Here is a 16,889-nt window from a genome sequence, read left to right on the forward strand (position 1 = left end):
AGGGGACAGTATAAAGCCTTACGCGCCGTACGCCACCTCTGTGGGAAACTGACGCTGCCAGGCTTCAAAACCGCCATCAATGCTGTAGACCATATCGTAGCCCTGTTGCAACAGATACTGCGCCGCGCCTTTGCTGCTGTTACCGTGGTAACACATCACCATTACCGGAGTGTCAAAGTCGTTATCACGCATAAACGCGCCCAGCGTATCGTTGGTCAGATGAAAAGCCTGCGCCGCATGCCCCATTGCGAAACTCTGTGGATCGCGAATATCGACCAGCACCGCCTCTTTTTCCTGCAACTTCTGGTACGCGTCGGCAACGTTAATACATTCGAACTGATCCATGCGTCTCTCTTTCTTTACAAACAAGTGGGCAAATTTACCGCCCAGTTTACGTCGAAGCGGCAGATAAACGCCATAATGTTATACATATCACTCTAAAATGTTTTTTCAATGTTACCTAAAGCGCGATTCTTTGCTAATATGTTCGATAACGAACATTTATGAGCTTTAACGAAAGTGAATGAGGGCAGCATGGAAACCAAAGATCTGATTGTGATAGGTGGCGGCATCAATGGTGCTGGTATCGCGGCAGACGCCGCTGGACGCGGTTTATCCGTGCTGATGCTGGAGGCGCAGGATCTTGCTTGTGCGACATCTTCCGCCAGTTCAAAACTCATTCACGGCGGCCTGCGCTACCTTGAACACTATGAATTCCGTCTGGTCAGCGAGGCGCTGGCTGAACGTGAAGTGCTGCTGAAAATGGCTCCACATATCGCCTTCCCGATGCGTTTTCGCCTGCCGCATCGCCCGCATCTGCGCCCGGCGTGGATGATTCGTATTGGTCTGTTTATGTACGATCATCTGGGAAAACGCACCAGTCTGCCGGGATCAACCGGTTTGCGTTTTGGCGCAAATTCAGTGTTAAAACCGGAAATTACGCGCGGATTCGAATATTCCGACTGCTGGGTAGACGACGCCCGTCTGGTACTCGCCAACGCTCAGATGGTGGTGCGTAAAGGCGGCGAAGTACTTACCCGTACTCGCGCCACGTCTGCTCGCCGCGAAAACGGTATGTGGATTGTGGAAGCGGAAGATATCGATACCGGCAAAAAATACACATGGCAGGCACGCGGCCTGGTTAATGCCACCGGCCCGTGGGTGAAACAGTTCTTCGACGAAGGCATGCATCTGCCTTCACCTTATGGCATTCGCCTGATCAAAGGCAGCCATATTGTGGTGCCACGCGTACATACCCAAAAACAAGCCTACATTCTGCAAAACGAAGATAAACGTATTGTGTTCGTGATCCCGTGGATGGACGAGTTTTCCATCATCGGCACCACCGATGTGGAATACAAAGGCTCCCCGAAAGCAGTGAAGATTGAAGAGAGTGAAATCAATTACCTGCTGAAAGTGTATAACACGCACTTTAAAAAGCAGTTAAGCCGGGACGATATCGTCTGGACCTACTCCGGTGTGCGCCCGCTTTGTGATGATGAATCCGACTCGCCGCAGGCCATTACCCGTGATTACACGCTCGATATCCATGATGAAAACGGCAAAGCGCCGCTGTTGTCGGTATTTGGCGGCAAGCTGACCACATACCGCAAACTGGCAGAGCACGCGCTGGAAAAACTGACACCGTATTATCAGGGTATTGGCCCGGCCTGGACGAAAGAGAGTGTGTTACCGGGTGGCGCCATCGAAGGCGACCGCGACGACTACGCAGCCCGCCTGCGCCGCAGTTACCCGTTCCTGACCGAATCGTTGGCACGTCATTACGCACGCACCTACGGCAGCAACAGCGAGCTGCTGCTCGGCAATGCGGGGGCTATAAGCGACCTCGGGGAAGATTTCGGTCATGAGTTCTACGAAGCGGAGCTAAAATATCTGGTGGATCATGAATGGGTCCGCCGCGCCGACGATGCCCTGTGGCGTCGCACGAAACAAGGTATGTGGCTGAATGCGGAACAACAGTCTCGAGTGAGTCAGTGGTTGCTGGAGTATACGCAGCAGAAATTGTCGCTGGCGTCGTGATTTAACGTAAGCGGGCTGGACTGATGACAAACACAAAAACTGCCTGATGCGCTACGCTTATCAGGCCTACGTGGTTTATGCAATATATTGAATTTGCATGATTTTGTAGGCCTGATAAGGCGTTCACGCCGCATCCGGCATGAACTAAGCGCACTTTGTCAACAATCTGACCAACTTTTGGATTCAGGGAATTACGACAAAGCCCACGCCATCATACCCAACGTAACAAAACTTAAGCACGTTCCCCACTCGCTCCACTTCTGCCCCTGACTTCTGTTTTTGCTGCGCCACTGGCAGTAATATCCCAACGCAAAACCAAGCTGTGCGCTTATCGGACCGACAAAGTCGGTCCAGGGTTGGGACCAAAATGGCGAAAAATTCAGCGGTAACCAGACAACACTCAGAAAGAACTTGCGGATATTTTCCAGCACAGCTGACTTCTCTGGCGCAATATAAAAAATAATATTCCAGAGAATTAACCAGAAATAGACCGGTGTGAATACCAGCCAACAGTGAGGTCTGTTTTTTAGTTCCGATGGTGTTCTGCGGGCAAATTGCCAACCGACGTAACACATTGCACAGAAAGCAAGCGTATATTCAGCCAATAACCAAAGTTGTAATTCCAGAAGTGAAATACGCCTGATCATGAGCGGGATAGAGAACAGTATCTCCCCCAGAAAACTCAATGTGATAACACAAGCAGCCAGCGCAACCACCGTCGGCCATACCAACAACGGCACGATAACAAAGCCGAGAATGACAGGTGGAATATAAAGTCTGAATTTGTTCATCTTTATTGTCCTGATGGTTCGGGTGATGCGTCATACATCACGCATAAACACTCATCAATCATCCAGTCGTCTTCCCAGACCTGATATCGTGTATCCTGTTCGGGCTGCTTAAGCGGGTTCTCAATCGCTTGCCGCGCGCGTTCTTTCAGGATGGATTGATTGTTGACGGCCCAGGCATTGATTTGGGCGGTAATCGCTTTATCGTCATCATTCTGCTCAAAACGACTATTCTGGATATTCTCTTCCCTGTTATGCCACAGCAAACATGCCATCGATACTGTGGGCTGGTAACCGGGTACAGAGATAACCGCATCAAGCAATGGCGCAAGGGCGATATCGGCACGGAAAAACATCTCCAGCATGTAATGTAATTCGACAGCTTCATCGCCAGATACCCAATCAGCCATATACTGGCAGGCAAATCGCTGCAATATCGCCAGTTCATCCGCACGCAGTTTGCTTTATTAGCAAGGTTTATACGGCGTAGAGTAAATACTTCGTGAATGTTGTCAAAATACCCCTGCACAACAAACTCCAGTAAACGCGGCAGAAAATAACGGACTTCATCGCTGTTTTGCGGATCAGGACCTGGACTACTATTCCAGGCATTGATTAAGGAATAAGGGATCGCTCGTAACGATGTATTGCGTAATGCCTTTTGTTCCTGCTGACTCAGGCAATATTCACAACAAACCACAAATTGCTTCGGCGCCGGATAACGGCGAAAGGTGTAATATATCTGCTCAATTAATACCTGCATGGCGGGACTGGGTTGCATAATTATCCCCTCTCCCGCTGATCGCATGTAAACGGCTGACAGACAAAACGGGCATTCGCTGCGTTCAGGCGAATAGTAACGGTATCCATATTATTCCCCTGCTTTAAGGTTGCGTTTTATACAGCGGCACATAGCCCACATCTTCCACCAGGCTCTGCCCCTGCGAAGTTAAAAACCATTCCACCAATTTTTGTGTTTCTGATGTCGTATTTTCCCGCGTTACCATAAAAGCATCGACGATATACGGATATTTACCGTTACGGATGTTTTCCGCAGTCGGTGTAATGCCGTTAATCGCTAGCAATTTTATATTTTTATCAGCGTTCATTTGCGTCGCGTAATAGCGGAAGGTGTAGCCTATTGCGTTGTTTGTATTACGGTATTCGGCAACGACCTTAATCATTCCCTCCATCACGCTTGCCACTTCCGTTTCCTGCGGCGAGATCATGCGGACATTTTTCATGACCTGTGATTGCATCACCGTCTGACTGCCAGAGTCTTCAGGGCGTTGCCAGGTCTGGATCTCCTGATCGTTACCGCCGACAGTACGCCAGTTAGTAATTGCACCACTAAAGATGTCACGTACTTGTTGTTCAGTCAGGGAATTAACCGGATTATCCGCATTGACGATAAAAACAAACGCTTCACGGGCAAAGGGTGTGTACAGCAAAGTGACGCCCGATTCCTTTGCGCGTTTTTTCTGCCCACCGGAAGGTTGCGCCACGAAAATAATATCGGCATCGCCCTTAACGATTTTGTTATACGCTTCTGGCGTGCGAGAGTTCGCCAGATATTCCCAGGCGTGAAAATCCTCTGGTATTACGCTTAACGCATAAAAGGCAGAGGCGTAAATTGGATATGCCGCCGTCGCGCCATCGAGTCGCGGCCAGTTTTGCGTAAACTGAATTTGCGGTTTACCACGCAGTGGCGTCAGTTGATTATTGAGTTTATCGGGTCGCCAGGCCCAGGTATCAATATTTTCGCGCACACCGACACCAGGGTTTTGTTGCTTATATAAATGGGCCTGATACCCGGCGACAATACCGAGTAAGAGAAGTAGAAACAGGAGTAAGTTACGGCAACGTAGTCCGGACGTGCCGGTTAAAGGATGTCTTGTCGGCCAGGCGTATCCCAGCGAAAAACTGATATGCGCCCCAACGGGAATTATGACTACCCACCAATACTCACCACCGACTAATGAGACTAACAAAACGCCCAGCCAGGGAAGCATAAGGTTTGCCAACCAACCAGTTCCCATCTGGCGAAATTGATAATCGGCCAGATATAGCGTGATTATCCAGCCAACCAGGGTTAATAATGCGGGTATTAAAAAAAGACACTGTCTCCAGACGGCTATTTCTCTGTTTTCTGGTGCACTATCTCCCGCCCACACTCGCCCCGAGAAAAATATCACTATTGCGCCCAGCGCCAGCATAAAAATGTTAAGCAGAAGGTAAATTGTTGGTGTGAGGAGTAGATTGCAAAACTCAAGAATAGCGGCAAGCCCGGCACCCAGCATGGCAACAACCGCTGCCAAAAATTGCGTCAGTATGGGAATACCAAAAAAAGTCATTACCAACGAGGTCAAAATCCATTTTCTGTTTTGCATCATTCTGTCCATTCTTTCTGAATGGCGAAATTATACTCCTCCTGTATCCTCCCCCCCGCTGGACACTTTTCCGAAATAAAGGCGAAAAAAAACGGGACCTTTTGGCCCCGTTCTATTTTTAGCGAAATTACAATCTCACCGGATCAATATGCCAGATAAGATCGGCGTACTCTTTGATCGTACGGTCTGAAGAGAAGTAGCCCATATTAGCGATGTTCAGCATCGCTTTCGCAGTCCACTCTTCCTGACGCTCATAGAGTTCATCAACTTTATCCTGACAATCGACATAGCTGCGATAATCCGCCAGCACCTGGTAGTGATCGCCAAAGTTGATCAGCGAATCAACCAGATCGCGGTAACGGCCTGGGTCTTCAGGGCTGAACACGCCGCTGCCGATTTGCGTCAGCACCTGATGCAGCTCTTCGTCTTTCTCGTAGTATTCACGCGGTTTGTAGCCCTGACGACGCAGTTCTTCCACTTCTTCCGCTGTGTTACCAAAGATAAAGATGTTGTCAGCACCGACATGATCCAGCATCTCGACGTTCGCACCGTCCAGCGTACCGATAGTCAGCGCACCGTTAAGCGCAAACTTCATGTTACTGGTGCCGGAGGCTTCCGTCCCCGCCAGCGAAATCTGTTCAGACAGATCGGCCGCCGGAATGATCAACTGCGCCAGGCTAACGCTGTAGTTCGGGATAAACACCACTTTCAGCTTGTCGCCAATCTGTGGATCGTTGTTGATCACTTTAGCGACATCGTTGATCAAATGGATAATGTGCTTCGCCATGTAATAAGCCGAAGCCGCCTTGCCGCCAAAAATATTCACGCGCGGCACCCAATTAGCATCCGGATCGGCCTTGATACGGTTATAACGAGTGATAACGTGCAACACATTCATCAATTGACGTTTGTATTCGTGAATACGTTTGATCTGCACATCGAACAGCGCCTTTGGATTCACCACCACATTCAACTGCTGGGCGATGTACTCCGCCAGACGTTTTTTGTTATCCAGCTTCGCCTGATGCACCGCATGGTTGACCATCGGGAAATCACAGTGCTGCTGCAACTCGTTTAATTGACTCAGATCGGTACGCCAGTTACGGCCCAGGTGTTCGTCCAGCACGGCTGAAAGCGATGGGTTCGCAACCGCCAGCCAGCGACGCGGCGTCACACCGTTGGTAACGTTGGTGAAACGACCCGGGAAGATTTTCGCAAAATCAGCAAACAGCGACTGCACCATCAGGTTAGAGTGCAACTCCGACACACCGTTGACTTTATGACTCACGACAACCGCCAGCCAGGCCATCCGCACACGACGCCCGTTAGATTCATCAATGATTGACGCCCGTCCAAGCAGGTCAGTGTCGTTAGGATACTGCTCTTGCAAGGTTTTCAGGAAATAGTCATTGATTTCAAAGATTATCTGCAAGTGACGCGGCAGAATTTTACCCAGCATATCGACCGGCCAGGTTTCCAGCGCCTCGCTCATCAGCGTGTGGTTGGTGTAAGAGAAGACCTCACAACACACTTCAAAAGCGTCGTCCCAGCTGAATTTATGCTCGTCAATCAGCAGACGCATCAGCTCAGGAATTGACAGCACCGGATGGGTGTCATTGAGATGAATCGCGATTTTATCTGCCAGATTATCGTAGGTTTTATGCAACTGATAATGGCGGCTTAAAATGTCCTGAATGGTCGAGGAAACCAGGAAGTATTCCTGACGCAGGCGCAGTTCACGTCCGGAATAAGTGGAGTCGTCCGGATACAGTACGCGGGATACGTTCTCGGAGTGGTTTTTGTCTTCCACCGCTGCGAAGTAATCCCCCTGGTTAAATTTACCCAGGTTTATTTCGCTACTGGCTTGTGCGCTCCACAAACGCAGGGTATTAGTTGCGTCAGTGTCATAGCCGGGGATGATTTGGTCGTAAGCCACGGCCAAAATTTCTTCAGTTTCAATCCAGCGCGTTTTCTTGCCTTCTTGCTGAATACGACCGCCAAAACGCACTTTGTAGCGCGTATTGTGGCGTTTAAATTCCCACGGATTGCCGTACTCCAGCCAGTAGTCCGGAGACTCTTTCTGACTGCCGTTAACGATGTTCTGTTTGAACATGCCATAGTCGTAACGAATACCGTAGCCGCGACCTGGCAACCCTAAAGTCGCCAGTGAGTCCAGGAAGCAAGCTGCCAGACGGCCCAGACCACCGTTCCCGAGGCCCGGGTCATTTTCTTCATCAATTAACTCTTCGAGATTCAATCCCATCGACTCCAGCGCCCCCTGGACATCGTCATAAATACCTAACGACAGCATGGCGTTGGAGAGAGTACGGCCAATCAAAAACTCCATCGACAGGTAGTAAACCTGACGAGTTTCTTGCGACAGTTGGGCACGGTTCGAGCGCAACCAACGCTCCACGAGACGATCGCGCACAGCAAATAACGTTGCGTTCAGCCACTCATGTTTATTGGCGACGACAGGATCCTTTCCAATCGTAAACATCAGCTTATAAGCGATAGAGTGCTTAAGCGCTTCTACGCTAAGGGTGGGCGATGAATATGTAAACGGAGCATTCATATAGGCGTTTCCTGAAAACTATTTCAAGCGATAGTAAAGCTCACGGTACGACTTCGCCGCGACCTGCCAGCTAAAATCCATTGCCATAGCCTGACGTTGCACAAACCGCCAAAGTGAAGGACGGGACCAAAGTACAAAAGCACGTCGAATAGCTCGTAACAGCGACCAGGCATTACTATCTTCAAAGACAAACCCACTGGCGACGCCATCTGCGAGGTTCTCAAGAGAACAGTCAGAAACCGTATCAGCAAGCCCACCGGTACGCCGCACCAAAGGCAGCGTGCCGTACTTCAATCCATAAAGTTGTGTTAAACCGCATGGTTCAAAACGGCTGGGAACCAGAATGACGTCCGCGCCGCCCATAATGCGATGCGAAAATGCTTCGTGATAACCAATCTGTACACCAACCTTGCCGGGATGCTCCGCCGCTGCAGCAAGGAAACCTTCCTGCAATACCGGATCGCCCGCGCCGAGCAGCGCCAGTTGTCCGCCCTGTTCCAGAAGGCCCGGTAAGGCTTCTAACACCAGATCCAGGCCTTTCTGGCTGGTCAGACGGCTCACCACTGCAAAAAGCGGCACTTTATCGTCAACCTTAAGCCCCATTGCGATTTGCAGCTGGCGCTTATTCTCCGCTTTATCCTCCAATGAATCGCGGGTGTAACGCGAGGCTAAAAGTAAGTCCGTCTCTGGACTCCAGATTTTTTCGTCCACGCCGTTCAGTACGCCGGAAAGCCGTCCTTCACGATGACGCTGTTGAAGTAAACCTTCCATACCGTAGGCAAACTGTGGTTCAGTAATCTCGCGAGCGTAGGTCGGACTAACCGCTGTAATATGGTCAGCGTAATACAGTCCGGCTTTCAGGAAAGAGATTTGCCCGTTGAACTCCAGTCCGTGAACATTAAAGAATGACCATGGCAATTGGATGTCATTCATGTGATGTGCATAAAACATGCCTTGATAGGCCAGGTTGTGCACAGTAAACACCGACTTCGCCGGACGCCCATTTGCCGCCAGATACGCAGGCGCAAGACCCGCATGCCAGTCGTGCGCGTGCACAACATCGGGGTGCCAGAATGGGTCAAGCCCGCTTGCCATCTCCGCTCCAACCCACCCGAGCAGTGCAAAACGCAATACGTTGTCGGTGTAAGCAAATAAGTTGGTATCGTGATACGGGCTTCCGGGACGATCGTAGAGATGCGGTGCATCAATCAGGTAAATGCCAACCCCGTTGTAATGCCCAAACAGAAGCGTGAAATGTCCGGCAAAGGTATCACGGCGAGATACCACCTTCGCATCGGTCACGCCACGGCGAATATCGGGAAATGCAGGCAACAGTACGCGAGCGTCAACGCCGTCTGCGATTTGTGCTGCGGGTAATGCCCCAATAACATCAGCCAGACCGCCGGTTTTAAGCAGCGGGAACATCTCTGAACATACATGTAAAACCTGCATTATCGCTCCTGTTTATACCCTAACTTCCGTAGCATTTCGCGCGTAACCAGCACAATGCCTTCTTCTGAACGATAGAAACGACGTGCATCCTCTTCTGCATCCTCACCAATCACCATGCCTTCTGGAATGACACAAGCGCGGTCAATGACGCAGCGACGCAGACGGCACGAGCGACCTACCCATACTTCCGGTAACAATACGGCGGAATCAATGTTGCAGAATGAATTAACACGAACGCGCGAGAACAGAACGGACTGCACCACCACAGAACCAGAGATTACACAACCGCCGGAAACCAGTGAGTTAAGGGTCATCCCATGGCTACCGGAGCGATCCTGAACGAATTTCGCTGGCGGCAATGATTCATTGTAGGTGCGAATCGGCCAGTTGCGATCGTACATATCCAGTTCCGGCACCACAGAGGCCAGATCCAGGTTCGCTTTCCAGTAAGCTTCCAGCGTACCCACATCGCGCCAGTACGGCTCGGCGTCCGGGTCGGACTGTACGCAAGAGAGCGGGAATGGATGCGCATAGGCGAGGCCTGCTTCGGTAATTTTTGGAATCAAATCCTTACCAAAGTCGTGGCTGGAGTTTTCATCACGATCGTCTTCTTCCAGCAGTTCATACAGGTACTCTGCGTCAAAGACGTAGATCCCCATACTCGCTAAAGATTTGCTCGGATCGTTTGGCATTGACGGTGGGTTAGCCGGTTTTTCAACAAATTCGATAATTTTATCGTTCTCATCAACCGCCATAACGCCAAATGCAGAGGCTTCTTCAATCGGTACAGGCATACAAGCAACGGTACAGCGCGCACCTTTCTCGACGTGGTCGATAAGCATTCGCGAGTAGTCTTGCTTGTAGATATGGTCACCGGCCAGGATCACCACATACTCCGCTTTATAGCGGCGGATGATATCGAGGTTTTGAGTGACCGCATCTGCGGTACCGCGATACCAGTTTTCCCCTTTCATTCTCTGCTGCGCGGGCAGCAGATCGACAAACTCGTTCATTTCTTCATTGAAGAACGACCAGCCGCGCTGAATATGCTGCACCAGGGTGTGAGACTGGTACTGGGTGATCACGCCCATACGACGGATTCCAGAGTTGATGCAGTTGGACAGCGCAAAGTCGATAATGCGGAACTTACCGCCGAAGTGTACGGCAGGCTTTGCTCTCTTATTGGTTAAATCCTTCAGGCGAGTACCACGTCCTCCCGCCAGTATCAGGGCAACAGATTTCAATGGCAGCTGGCGCGCCAACATTAAGTGATCGTTCTTCTCTAAACTAATCATGACTAACTCCTTTTTTATCATCTCTGGAACACACACAGTCCGTGTGCAGGTCCCGGCCAGACAGCCGTAATCACTGGGTTATCCTCTCCAGCGAATGGGGGAATGGCGTGCCACTCCCCTGCAGGTAAAACAATCTCTGTTACCTCAAGCGTGGCGTTTATTGCGATCAAAAAACGATCCGAAAGCAAAATTTGCAGCTGCTTTGGCCCGTTTTGCCACTCATCCGAGCTTAAAGGTTGAGCATATCGATTCAGCCAACGGACATTACCATCGCCTTCTTCCCACCAGCGATCCTCTACCAAAGCAGGAATGCGCTTGCGCAGATGGATTAACGCGGCGGTAAACGCCGTTAACCCACTACTTGCCTGTGACCAGTCCAACCACGTTAGTTGGTTATCCTGACAGTAGGCATTGTTATTGCCATGCTGGCTGTGACCATGTTCATCACCTGCCAGCAACATCGGCGTACCCTGGGAGAGCAACAACGTCGTTAACAGGGCGTGAATGCTGTCGCGCCGCCGTTCAACCAGATCAAGAGTACCGCCTAACCCTTCTTTACCATGATTGTTACTGTAATTGTTGTTGGTTCCGTCGCGATTTTCTTCTCCGTTTGCTTCATTGTGTTTATGGTTGAAACAAACACAGTCGCGAAGCGTAAAACCGTCATGCGCGGTAACGAGATTAATCGCAGCACTCGGCAGACGGCCATTACGTTTAAAAACATCGCTGGATGCGGCAAAGCGTCCGGCAAACTCTCCCAGCGGTAAATCATAATGCAGCCAGAAACGGCGGGCGGCATCGCGGAAATGATCGTTCCACTCGGCAAACAGCGGTGGGAAATTGCCCACCTGATAGCCGCCGGGCGCGATATCCCACGGTTCAGCAATTAACTTCACTTGTGAAAGCACCGGGCAATTCTGGATAGCCGTAAACAGCGGCGCATCCTGACGAAACTCCGGTGTTCGCCCCATGACTGCTGCGAGATCGAAACGGAAGCCATCAACGTGGCAGGTTTCCACCCAGTAGCGTAGACAGGCGCTGGCGTACTCCACCACAGCTGGATGACTCAAATTGAGCGTATTGCCGCAACCGGTCCAGTTGTGATAATCGCCGTCTTCTCTTATCCAATAATAGCTACGGTTGTCGATCCCGCGCAGTGAGAATAGCGGGCCGTCGAGATCCAGTTCCGCACTGTGGTTGAGCACGATATCAAGAATGACCTCAATGCCCGCTTTGTGCAGAGCTTTGACTGCATCGCGAAACTCATCCAGCGCCGTTTCGGGCGAGCAGGCATATGCCGGATGCAGCGCAAACAGCGCCACCGGGTTGTAGCCCCAGTAGTTACTTAGCCCCATGCGTTGCAGGCGTGGTTCACTGGCAAACTGCGCCACCGGCAACAGTTCCAGCGCCGTAATGCCCAACTGTTTTAAATAGTTGATCATCACCGGATGACCGAGCGCTTTATAGGTGCCGCGGATATCCACCGGGATTTCCGGATGCAGATAGGTTAAGCCTTTGACATGGGCTTCATAAATGATGGTGCTGCCCCACGACGTACGCGGCGGGGCATCATCTTCCCAGTCATAGTGATCGACCACCACTACGCATTTCGGCGCAATGGCAGCATTGTCGCGATAGTCAGGTTCACTATGCCCTGCGTGCAGCAGCGGGTTATCTTTAAATTCCCCGACAATTTGCCGCGCGCAAGGATCAATCAACAACTTCGCCGGGTTAAAGCGATGTCCCATGCCGGGTTGCCATGGGCCATGAACGCGGTAACCATAATGCAAACCCGGGCGCGCATCCGGCAGATAACCGTGCCAGATGTCACCACTTCGTCCTGGCAAATCATACCGATGTTCGATGCCCTGGGCGTCAAACACACACAGCTCTACCCGTTCGGCATGAGCGGAGAAGAGCGTGAAGTTAACGCCCTGGCCGTCGTAATGCGCGCCAAGAGGAGCGGGTTTGCCAATGGCGAGTTGTGTCATTATCCCTCCCGGACCAGCCAGATAGTGGCCAGTGGCGGTAGCGTAAGGCTTAATGAATGCTGGCGACCGTGGCTGGCGATCTCATCACTGTGTACCGCGCCGCCATTGCCAGCATTGCTGCCGTGGTAGTGCATGGAATCGGTGTTGAGAATCTCACGCCATTTACCTGGCTGATTAATGCCGAAGCGATAATCATGACGCGGCACTGGCGTAAAGTTGCTGGCAACGATAATTTCGTTACCCTCTTTATCGCGACGCACAAAGATCAGCACCGAGCGTTCATGGTCATCCACCACCAGCCATTCAAAGCCATACGCGTCGAAATCCAGCTCGTGCAGTGCTTTGTGGTGACGATAAGTATGGTTCAGATCGCGTACCAGTCGCTGGACACCGTGATGCCAGTTGTCACCGCCTTCCAGCAGATGCCAGTCGAGGCTGGCATCGTGGTTCCACTCACGCCCCTGGGCAAATTCGTTACCCATGAACAACAGTTTCTTGCCCGGGAACGCCCACATCCAGCCATAGTAGGCTCGCAGATTGGCAAATTTCTGCCATGCATCGCCCGGCATTCTGTCGAGAATCGATTTTTTGCCGTGCACCACTTCATCATGCGATAACGGCAGGACGAAGTTTTCAGTGTAGTTGTAGAGCATGCCGAAGGTGAGTTTATCGTGATGATATTGACGATGAACCGGGTCGAGCTTCATGTAGTCGAGGGTGTCGTGCATCCATCCCAGGTTCCACTTGTACCAGAAACCCAGACCGCCCATATCTTGCGGGCGAGAAACGCCAGGAAAGTCGGTAGACTCTTCCGCCATCGTCACCGCGCCCGGGACTTGCTCACCGATAATACGGTTGGTATTGCGAAGGAATTCAATCGCTTCGAGATTCTCGCGTCCACCATACTCGTTCGGGATCCACTCGCCCTCTTTACGGCTGTAATCACGATAAATCATCGAAGCTACAGCATCGACGCGCAACGCATCGATACCAAAACGCTCGATCCAATACAGCGCGTTACCAACAAGGAAATTGCTGACTTCGCGACGGCCATAGTTGTAGATCAGGGTATTCCAGTCCTGATGGTAACCTTCACGCGGATCGCTGTGTTCATACAGATTTGTGCCGTCAAATTCGGCAAGTGCAAAGTCATCAGTCGGGAAGTGGCCCGGTACCCAGTCGAGAATGACGTTCAAACCTGCTGCGTGGGCGGCATCAATGAAATAGCGGAAGTCATCGCGAGTACCAAAACGGCGAGTTGGCGCGTACATCCCCGTCGGTTGATAGCCCCAGCTGCCATCGAATGGATGTTCGTTGATTGGCAGCAGTTCGAGGTGGGTAAAGCCCATCCATTTAGCGTAAGGCACCAGTTGATCGGCCAGTTCGCGATAGCTTAACCAGAAGTTGTTGTCGGTGTGACGACGCCATGACCCCAGGTGAACTTCATAGATAGAAATTGGCGCATCAAACTGATTCGCTTTTTTGCGCTCTTCGGTCTGCACGACCTTTTCAGGCAGTCCGCAAATAAGGGAAGCGGTTTCCGGGCGCATCTGTGCTTCGAAGGCATAAGGATCAGACTTCAAACGCAGATTGCCATTGGCATCAATCATTTCGTATTTATAGAGCTGACCGTTATGCGCGCCAGGGATAAACAGTTCCCAAATGCCGCTCTCTTTGCGCAGGCGCATCGGGTGACGACGACCGTCCCAGTAGTTGAATTGCCCAACAACCGAGACACGGCGGGCATTTGGCGCCCAGACAGAAAAACGCGTGCCGGTAACGCCATCCATAGTATCTGCGTGCGCACCTAAGGTTTCATATGGGCGCAGGTGGGTACCTTCAGATAACAGCCAGGCGTCCATTTCCTGGATTAAAGGGCCAAAACGGTAAGGATCATCAATCAGATTCTGCTGGTCATGCCAGACAACCGCCAACTGATAGCGGAAAAAATTCTTACGCCGAGGAATGACGCCGCTGAAGAATCCACGAGAGTCGAGACACTCCAGTTTAGCGACTTTGCGTCCAGTTTTTGGTTCAATTACCCACACATCAGTGGCGTCAGGTAAAAGGGCACGGACTTCCAGTCCCGCTGTGGTTTTATGCATTCCAAGTACGGAAAAAGGATCCGCAAAATGACCTGCAATTAGCGCGTTAATCACGTCTCTATCGATACGATCGGACATGCTTGTCTTCCTGTTTTATTGTGTCACCCCATCCAACTAATTTTTGACATCTGGTTGTGACATTTTTTTGACCTGAACGGCGCAGCACTCTGTGCATCCTCTCTACGCCATCCTCACTTCAGGTAAGGCATTGAATACGTATGTATCCCGCCACCCTTAAAGAATAGCCAATGCTCTATTTAACTCCCGGTAAATCATGAAACATCTGCGCTTACTCCTGTACTACGCACTAAAAGGGGCTGCATTACGCCCCAAATTTAATGAATAAACATTACGCCAGTTGACGAAGCATCCGACGTAGCGGCTCCGCGGCCCCCCACAGCAGCTGGTCGCCCACGGTAAAGGCTGACAGGAACTCAGGTCCCATATTCAGCTTACGCAGACGGCCTACCGGCGTGGTCAGCGTACCGGTGACGGCAGCTGGGGTTAGCTCACGCATGGTGATTTCGCGATCGTTTGGAACCACTTTTGCCCACGGGTTATGGGCCGCCAACAGTTCTTCCACGGTCGGAATAGACACATCTTTTTTCAATTTGATGGTGAATGCCTGGCTGTGGCAGCGCAACGCCCCGACACGCACACACAAACCATCTACCGGAATAACGGAAGATGTGTTGAGAATCTTGTTGGTTTCCGCCTGCCCTTTCCATTCTTCGCGGCTCTGACCGTTATCAAGCTGTTTGTCGATCCACGGAATCAGGCTGCCCGCCAGCGGCACGCCAAAGTTATCCACTGACAACTCGCCGCTGCGGGTTAAGGTCGTGACTTTGCGTTCAATATCGAGAATAGCAGAGGACGGTGTCGCGAGTTCATCCGCCACATGGCCGTACAGCTGGCCCATCTGGGTTAACAACTCACGCATATGTCGCGCACCACCGCCGGAAGCCGCCTGGTAGGTCGCAACGGAAACCCAATCAACAAGATCATTGGCGAATAAACCGCCCAACGACATCAACATCAGGCTTACGGTACAGTTACCGCCAACAAAAGTCCTGATGCCTTTATTTAATCCGTCAGTAATGACGTCCTGATTGACTGGGTCAAGAATGATGATGGCGTCATCTTTCATGCGCAGAGACGATGCTGCGTCAATCCAGTAACCTTGCCATCCGCTCTCACGGAGCTTTGGATAGATTTCGTTGGTATAATCGCCGCCCTGACAGGTTACGATGATATCGAGGGCCTTCAGCGCCTCCAGATCAAAGGCATCCTGAAGTGTGCCAGAAGCACCGCCAAAGGAAGGCGCAGCCTGACCAGACTGGGAAGTCGAAAAGAAGACAGGGCGAATGGCGTCGAAATCGCGCTCTTCTACCATGCGTTGCATGAGAACGGAGCCGACCATACCGCGCCAGCCGATAAAACCAACATTTTTCATAAGCGTTTTTTTCCTGCAAAGATGTGTGCTGTATATATGTGCCGGTGTCCTCGTGGCACATCTTTCACCATACAAAAAGCAGCCAAAGTCGCAAGTGAAATTAATCAATGATAGCGAAGCCATCAGTAATGCGACTTATCCTGCTTTCATAGCACGCAGAAAGTCCAAGGCAATTATCAGGGAACTTGAGTTATGAATGAAGTCATTTCTGCAGCAGTTTTATTGATCTTAATTATGGATCCGCTCGGAAACCTACCTATTTTTATGTCCGTACTGAAACATACTGAACCGAAAAGACGTCGGGCAATCATGGTGCGAGAGTTGCTTATTGCCCTCCTGGTGATGCTGGTGTTCCTGTTTGCGGGTGAGAAAATTCTGGCATTTCTTAGCCTGCGGGCGGAAACCGTCTCCATTTCCGGCGGCATCATTCTATTTCTGATCGCCATTAAGATGATTTTCCCCAGCGCCTCAGGAAACAGTAGCGGGCTTCCGGCTGGTGAAGAGCCGTTTATCGTGCCGTTGGCAATCCCATTAGTGGCTGGACCGACTATCCTCGCCACATTAATGCTGCTGTCTCATCAGTACCCGAATCAGATGGGGCATCTGGTGATTGCTCTGCTGCTGGCCTGGGGCGGCACATTTGTCATCCTGCTACAGTCATCGCTATTTTTGCGTCTGCTGGGTGAGAAAGGGGTGAATGCACTGGAACGTCTGATGGGATTGATTCTGGTGATGATGGCAACCCAGATGTTCCTCGACGGAATTCGGATGTGGATGAAGGGGTGACGGGGATAATTTCT

General features: G+C 51.1%; 11 protein-coding genes and 1 pseudogene. 2 read left to right on the top strand and 10 right to left on the bottom strand.

Going from position 1 to position 16,889, the window contains the following annotated elements; genetic code table 11:
* Positions 1–18: 18 nt before the first annotated feature.
* Positions 19–345 (bottom strand): thiosulfate sulfurtransferase GlpE, encoded by a 327-nt coding sequence (gene glpE, locus H9644_RS14765; RefSeq protein ID WP_064527639.1) that lies wholly within the window; start codon positions 343–345, stop codon positions 19–21.
* 189 nt (positions 346–534) lie between these two features.
* On the opposite strand from glpE, the gene glpD reads away from it, so the two are divergent.
* Positions 535–2,040, top strand: a complete 1,506-nt coding sequence (gene glpD / locus H9644_RS14770) for a glycerol-3-phosphate dehydrogenase (protein ID WP_105289352.1) — start codon at positions 535–537, stop codon at positions 2,038–2,040.
* Between the two features lie 191 nt (positions 2,041–2,231).
* On the opposite strand, the gene H9644_RS14775 is transcribed toward glpD, so the two are convergent.
* The 9 genes and pseudogenes from H9644_RS14775 to asd all read right to left on the bottom strand — a co-directional run bounded on the left by H9644_RS14775 (position 2,232) and on the right by asd (position 16,089).
* Positions 2,232–2,831, bottom strand: coding sequence for a hypothetical protein (locus tag H9644_RS14775; RefSeq protein ID WP_064527643.1), 600 nt, complete (start codon positions 2,829–2,831; stop codon positions 2,232–2,234).
* Between the two features lie 2 nt (positions 2,832–2,833).
* Positions 2,834–3,609 (bottom strand): annotated as a pseudogene (locus H9644_RS14780) (hypothetical protein).
* A 103-nt stretch (positions 3,610–3,712) separates the two neighbouring features.
* Complete coding sequence (locus H9644_RS14785) at positions 3,713–5,221, bottom strand: PstS family phosphate ABC transporter substrate-binding protein (RefSeq protein ID WP_123057973.1); 1,509 nt, start codon at positions 5,219–5,221, stop codon at positions 3,713–3,715.
* Positions 5,222–5,345: 124 nt separating this feature from the next.
* Entirely contained in the window at positions 5,346–7,793 is a 2,448-nt protein-coding gene (gene glgP / locus H9644_RS14790; protein WP_064527650.1) for a glycogen phosphorylase, read from the bottom strand.
* A gap of 18 nt (positions 7,794–7,811) precedes the next feature.
* On the bottom strand, positions 7,812–9,245 hold the full coding sequence (glgA, locus tag H9644_RS14795; protein ID WP_064527653.1) for a glycogen synthase GlgA: 1,434 nt from the start codon (positions 9,243–9,245) through the stop codon (positions 7,812–7,814).
* Positions 9,245–10,540, bottom strand: coding sequence for a glucose-1-phosphate adenylyltransferase (glgC, locus tag H9644_RS14800; RefSeq protein WP_064527654.1), 1,296 nt, complete (start codon positions 10,538–10,540; stop codon positions 9,245–9,247). The genes glgA and glgC overlap by 1 nt, the downstream gene beginning before the upstream one ends.
* A 17-nt stretch (positions 10,541–10,557) precedes the next feature.
* Positions 10,558–12,531 carry a glycogen debranching protein GlgX gene (glgX, locus tag H9644_RS14805; RefSeq protein ID WP_191775122.1) on the bottom strand — a complete coding sequence of 658 codons (1,974 nt, stop codon included), beginning with the start codon at positions 12,529–12,531 and terminating at the stop codon, positions 10,558–10,560.
* Positions 12,531–14,714 (bottom strand): 1,4-alpha-glucan branching enzyme, encoded by a 2,184-nt coding sequence (gene glgB, locus H9644_RS14810; protein ID WP_064527658.1) that lies wholly within the window; start codon positions 14,712–14,714, stop codon positions 12,531–12,533. The genes glgX and glgB overlap by 1 nt, the downstream gene beginning before the upstream one ends.
* A 271-nt stretch (positions 14,715–14,985) precedes the next feature.
* Positions 14,986–16,089, bottom strand: coding sequence for an aspartate-semialdehyde dehydrogenase (asd, locus tag H9644_RS14815; protein ID WP_064527660.1), 1,104 nt, complete (start codon positions 16,087–16,089; stop codon positions 14,986–14,988).
* Between the two features lie 192 nt (positions 16,090–16,281).
* Between asd and yhgN the strand changes: the two genes are divergently transcribed.
* Positions 16,282–16,875 carry an NAAT family transporter YhgN gene (yhgN, locus tag H9644_RS14820; RefSeq protein ID WP_191775124.1) on the top strand — a complete coding sequence of 198 codons (594 nt, stop codon included), beginning with the start codon at positions 16,282–16,284 and terminating at the stop codon, positions 16,873–16,875.
* Positions 16,876–16,889 lie beyond the last annotated feature (14 nt).

It is taken from the genome of Escherichia whittamii (assembly GCF_014836715.1).
Taxonomy (GTDB): domain Bacteria; phylum Pseudomonadota; class Gammaproteobacteria; order Enterobacterales; family Enterobacteriaceae; genus Escherichia; species Escherichia whittamii.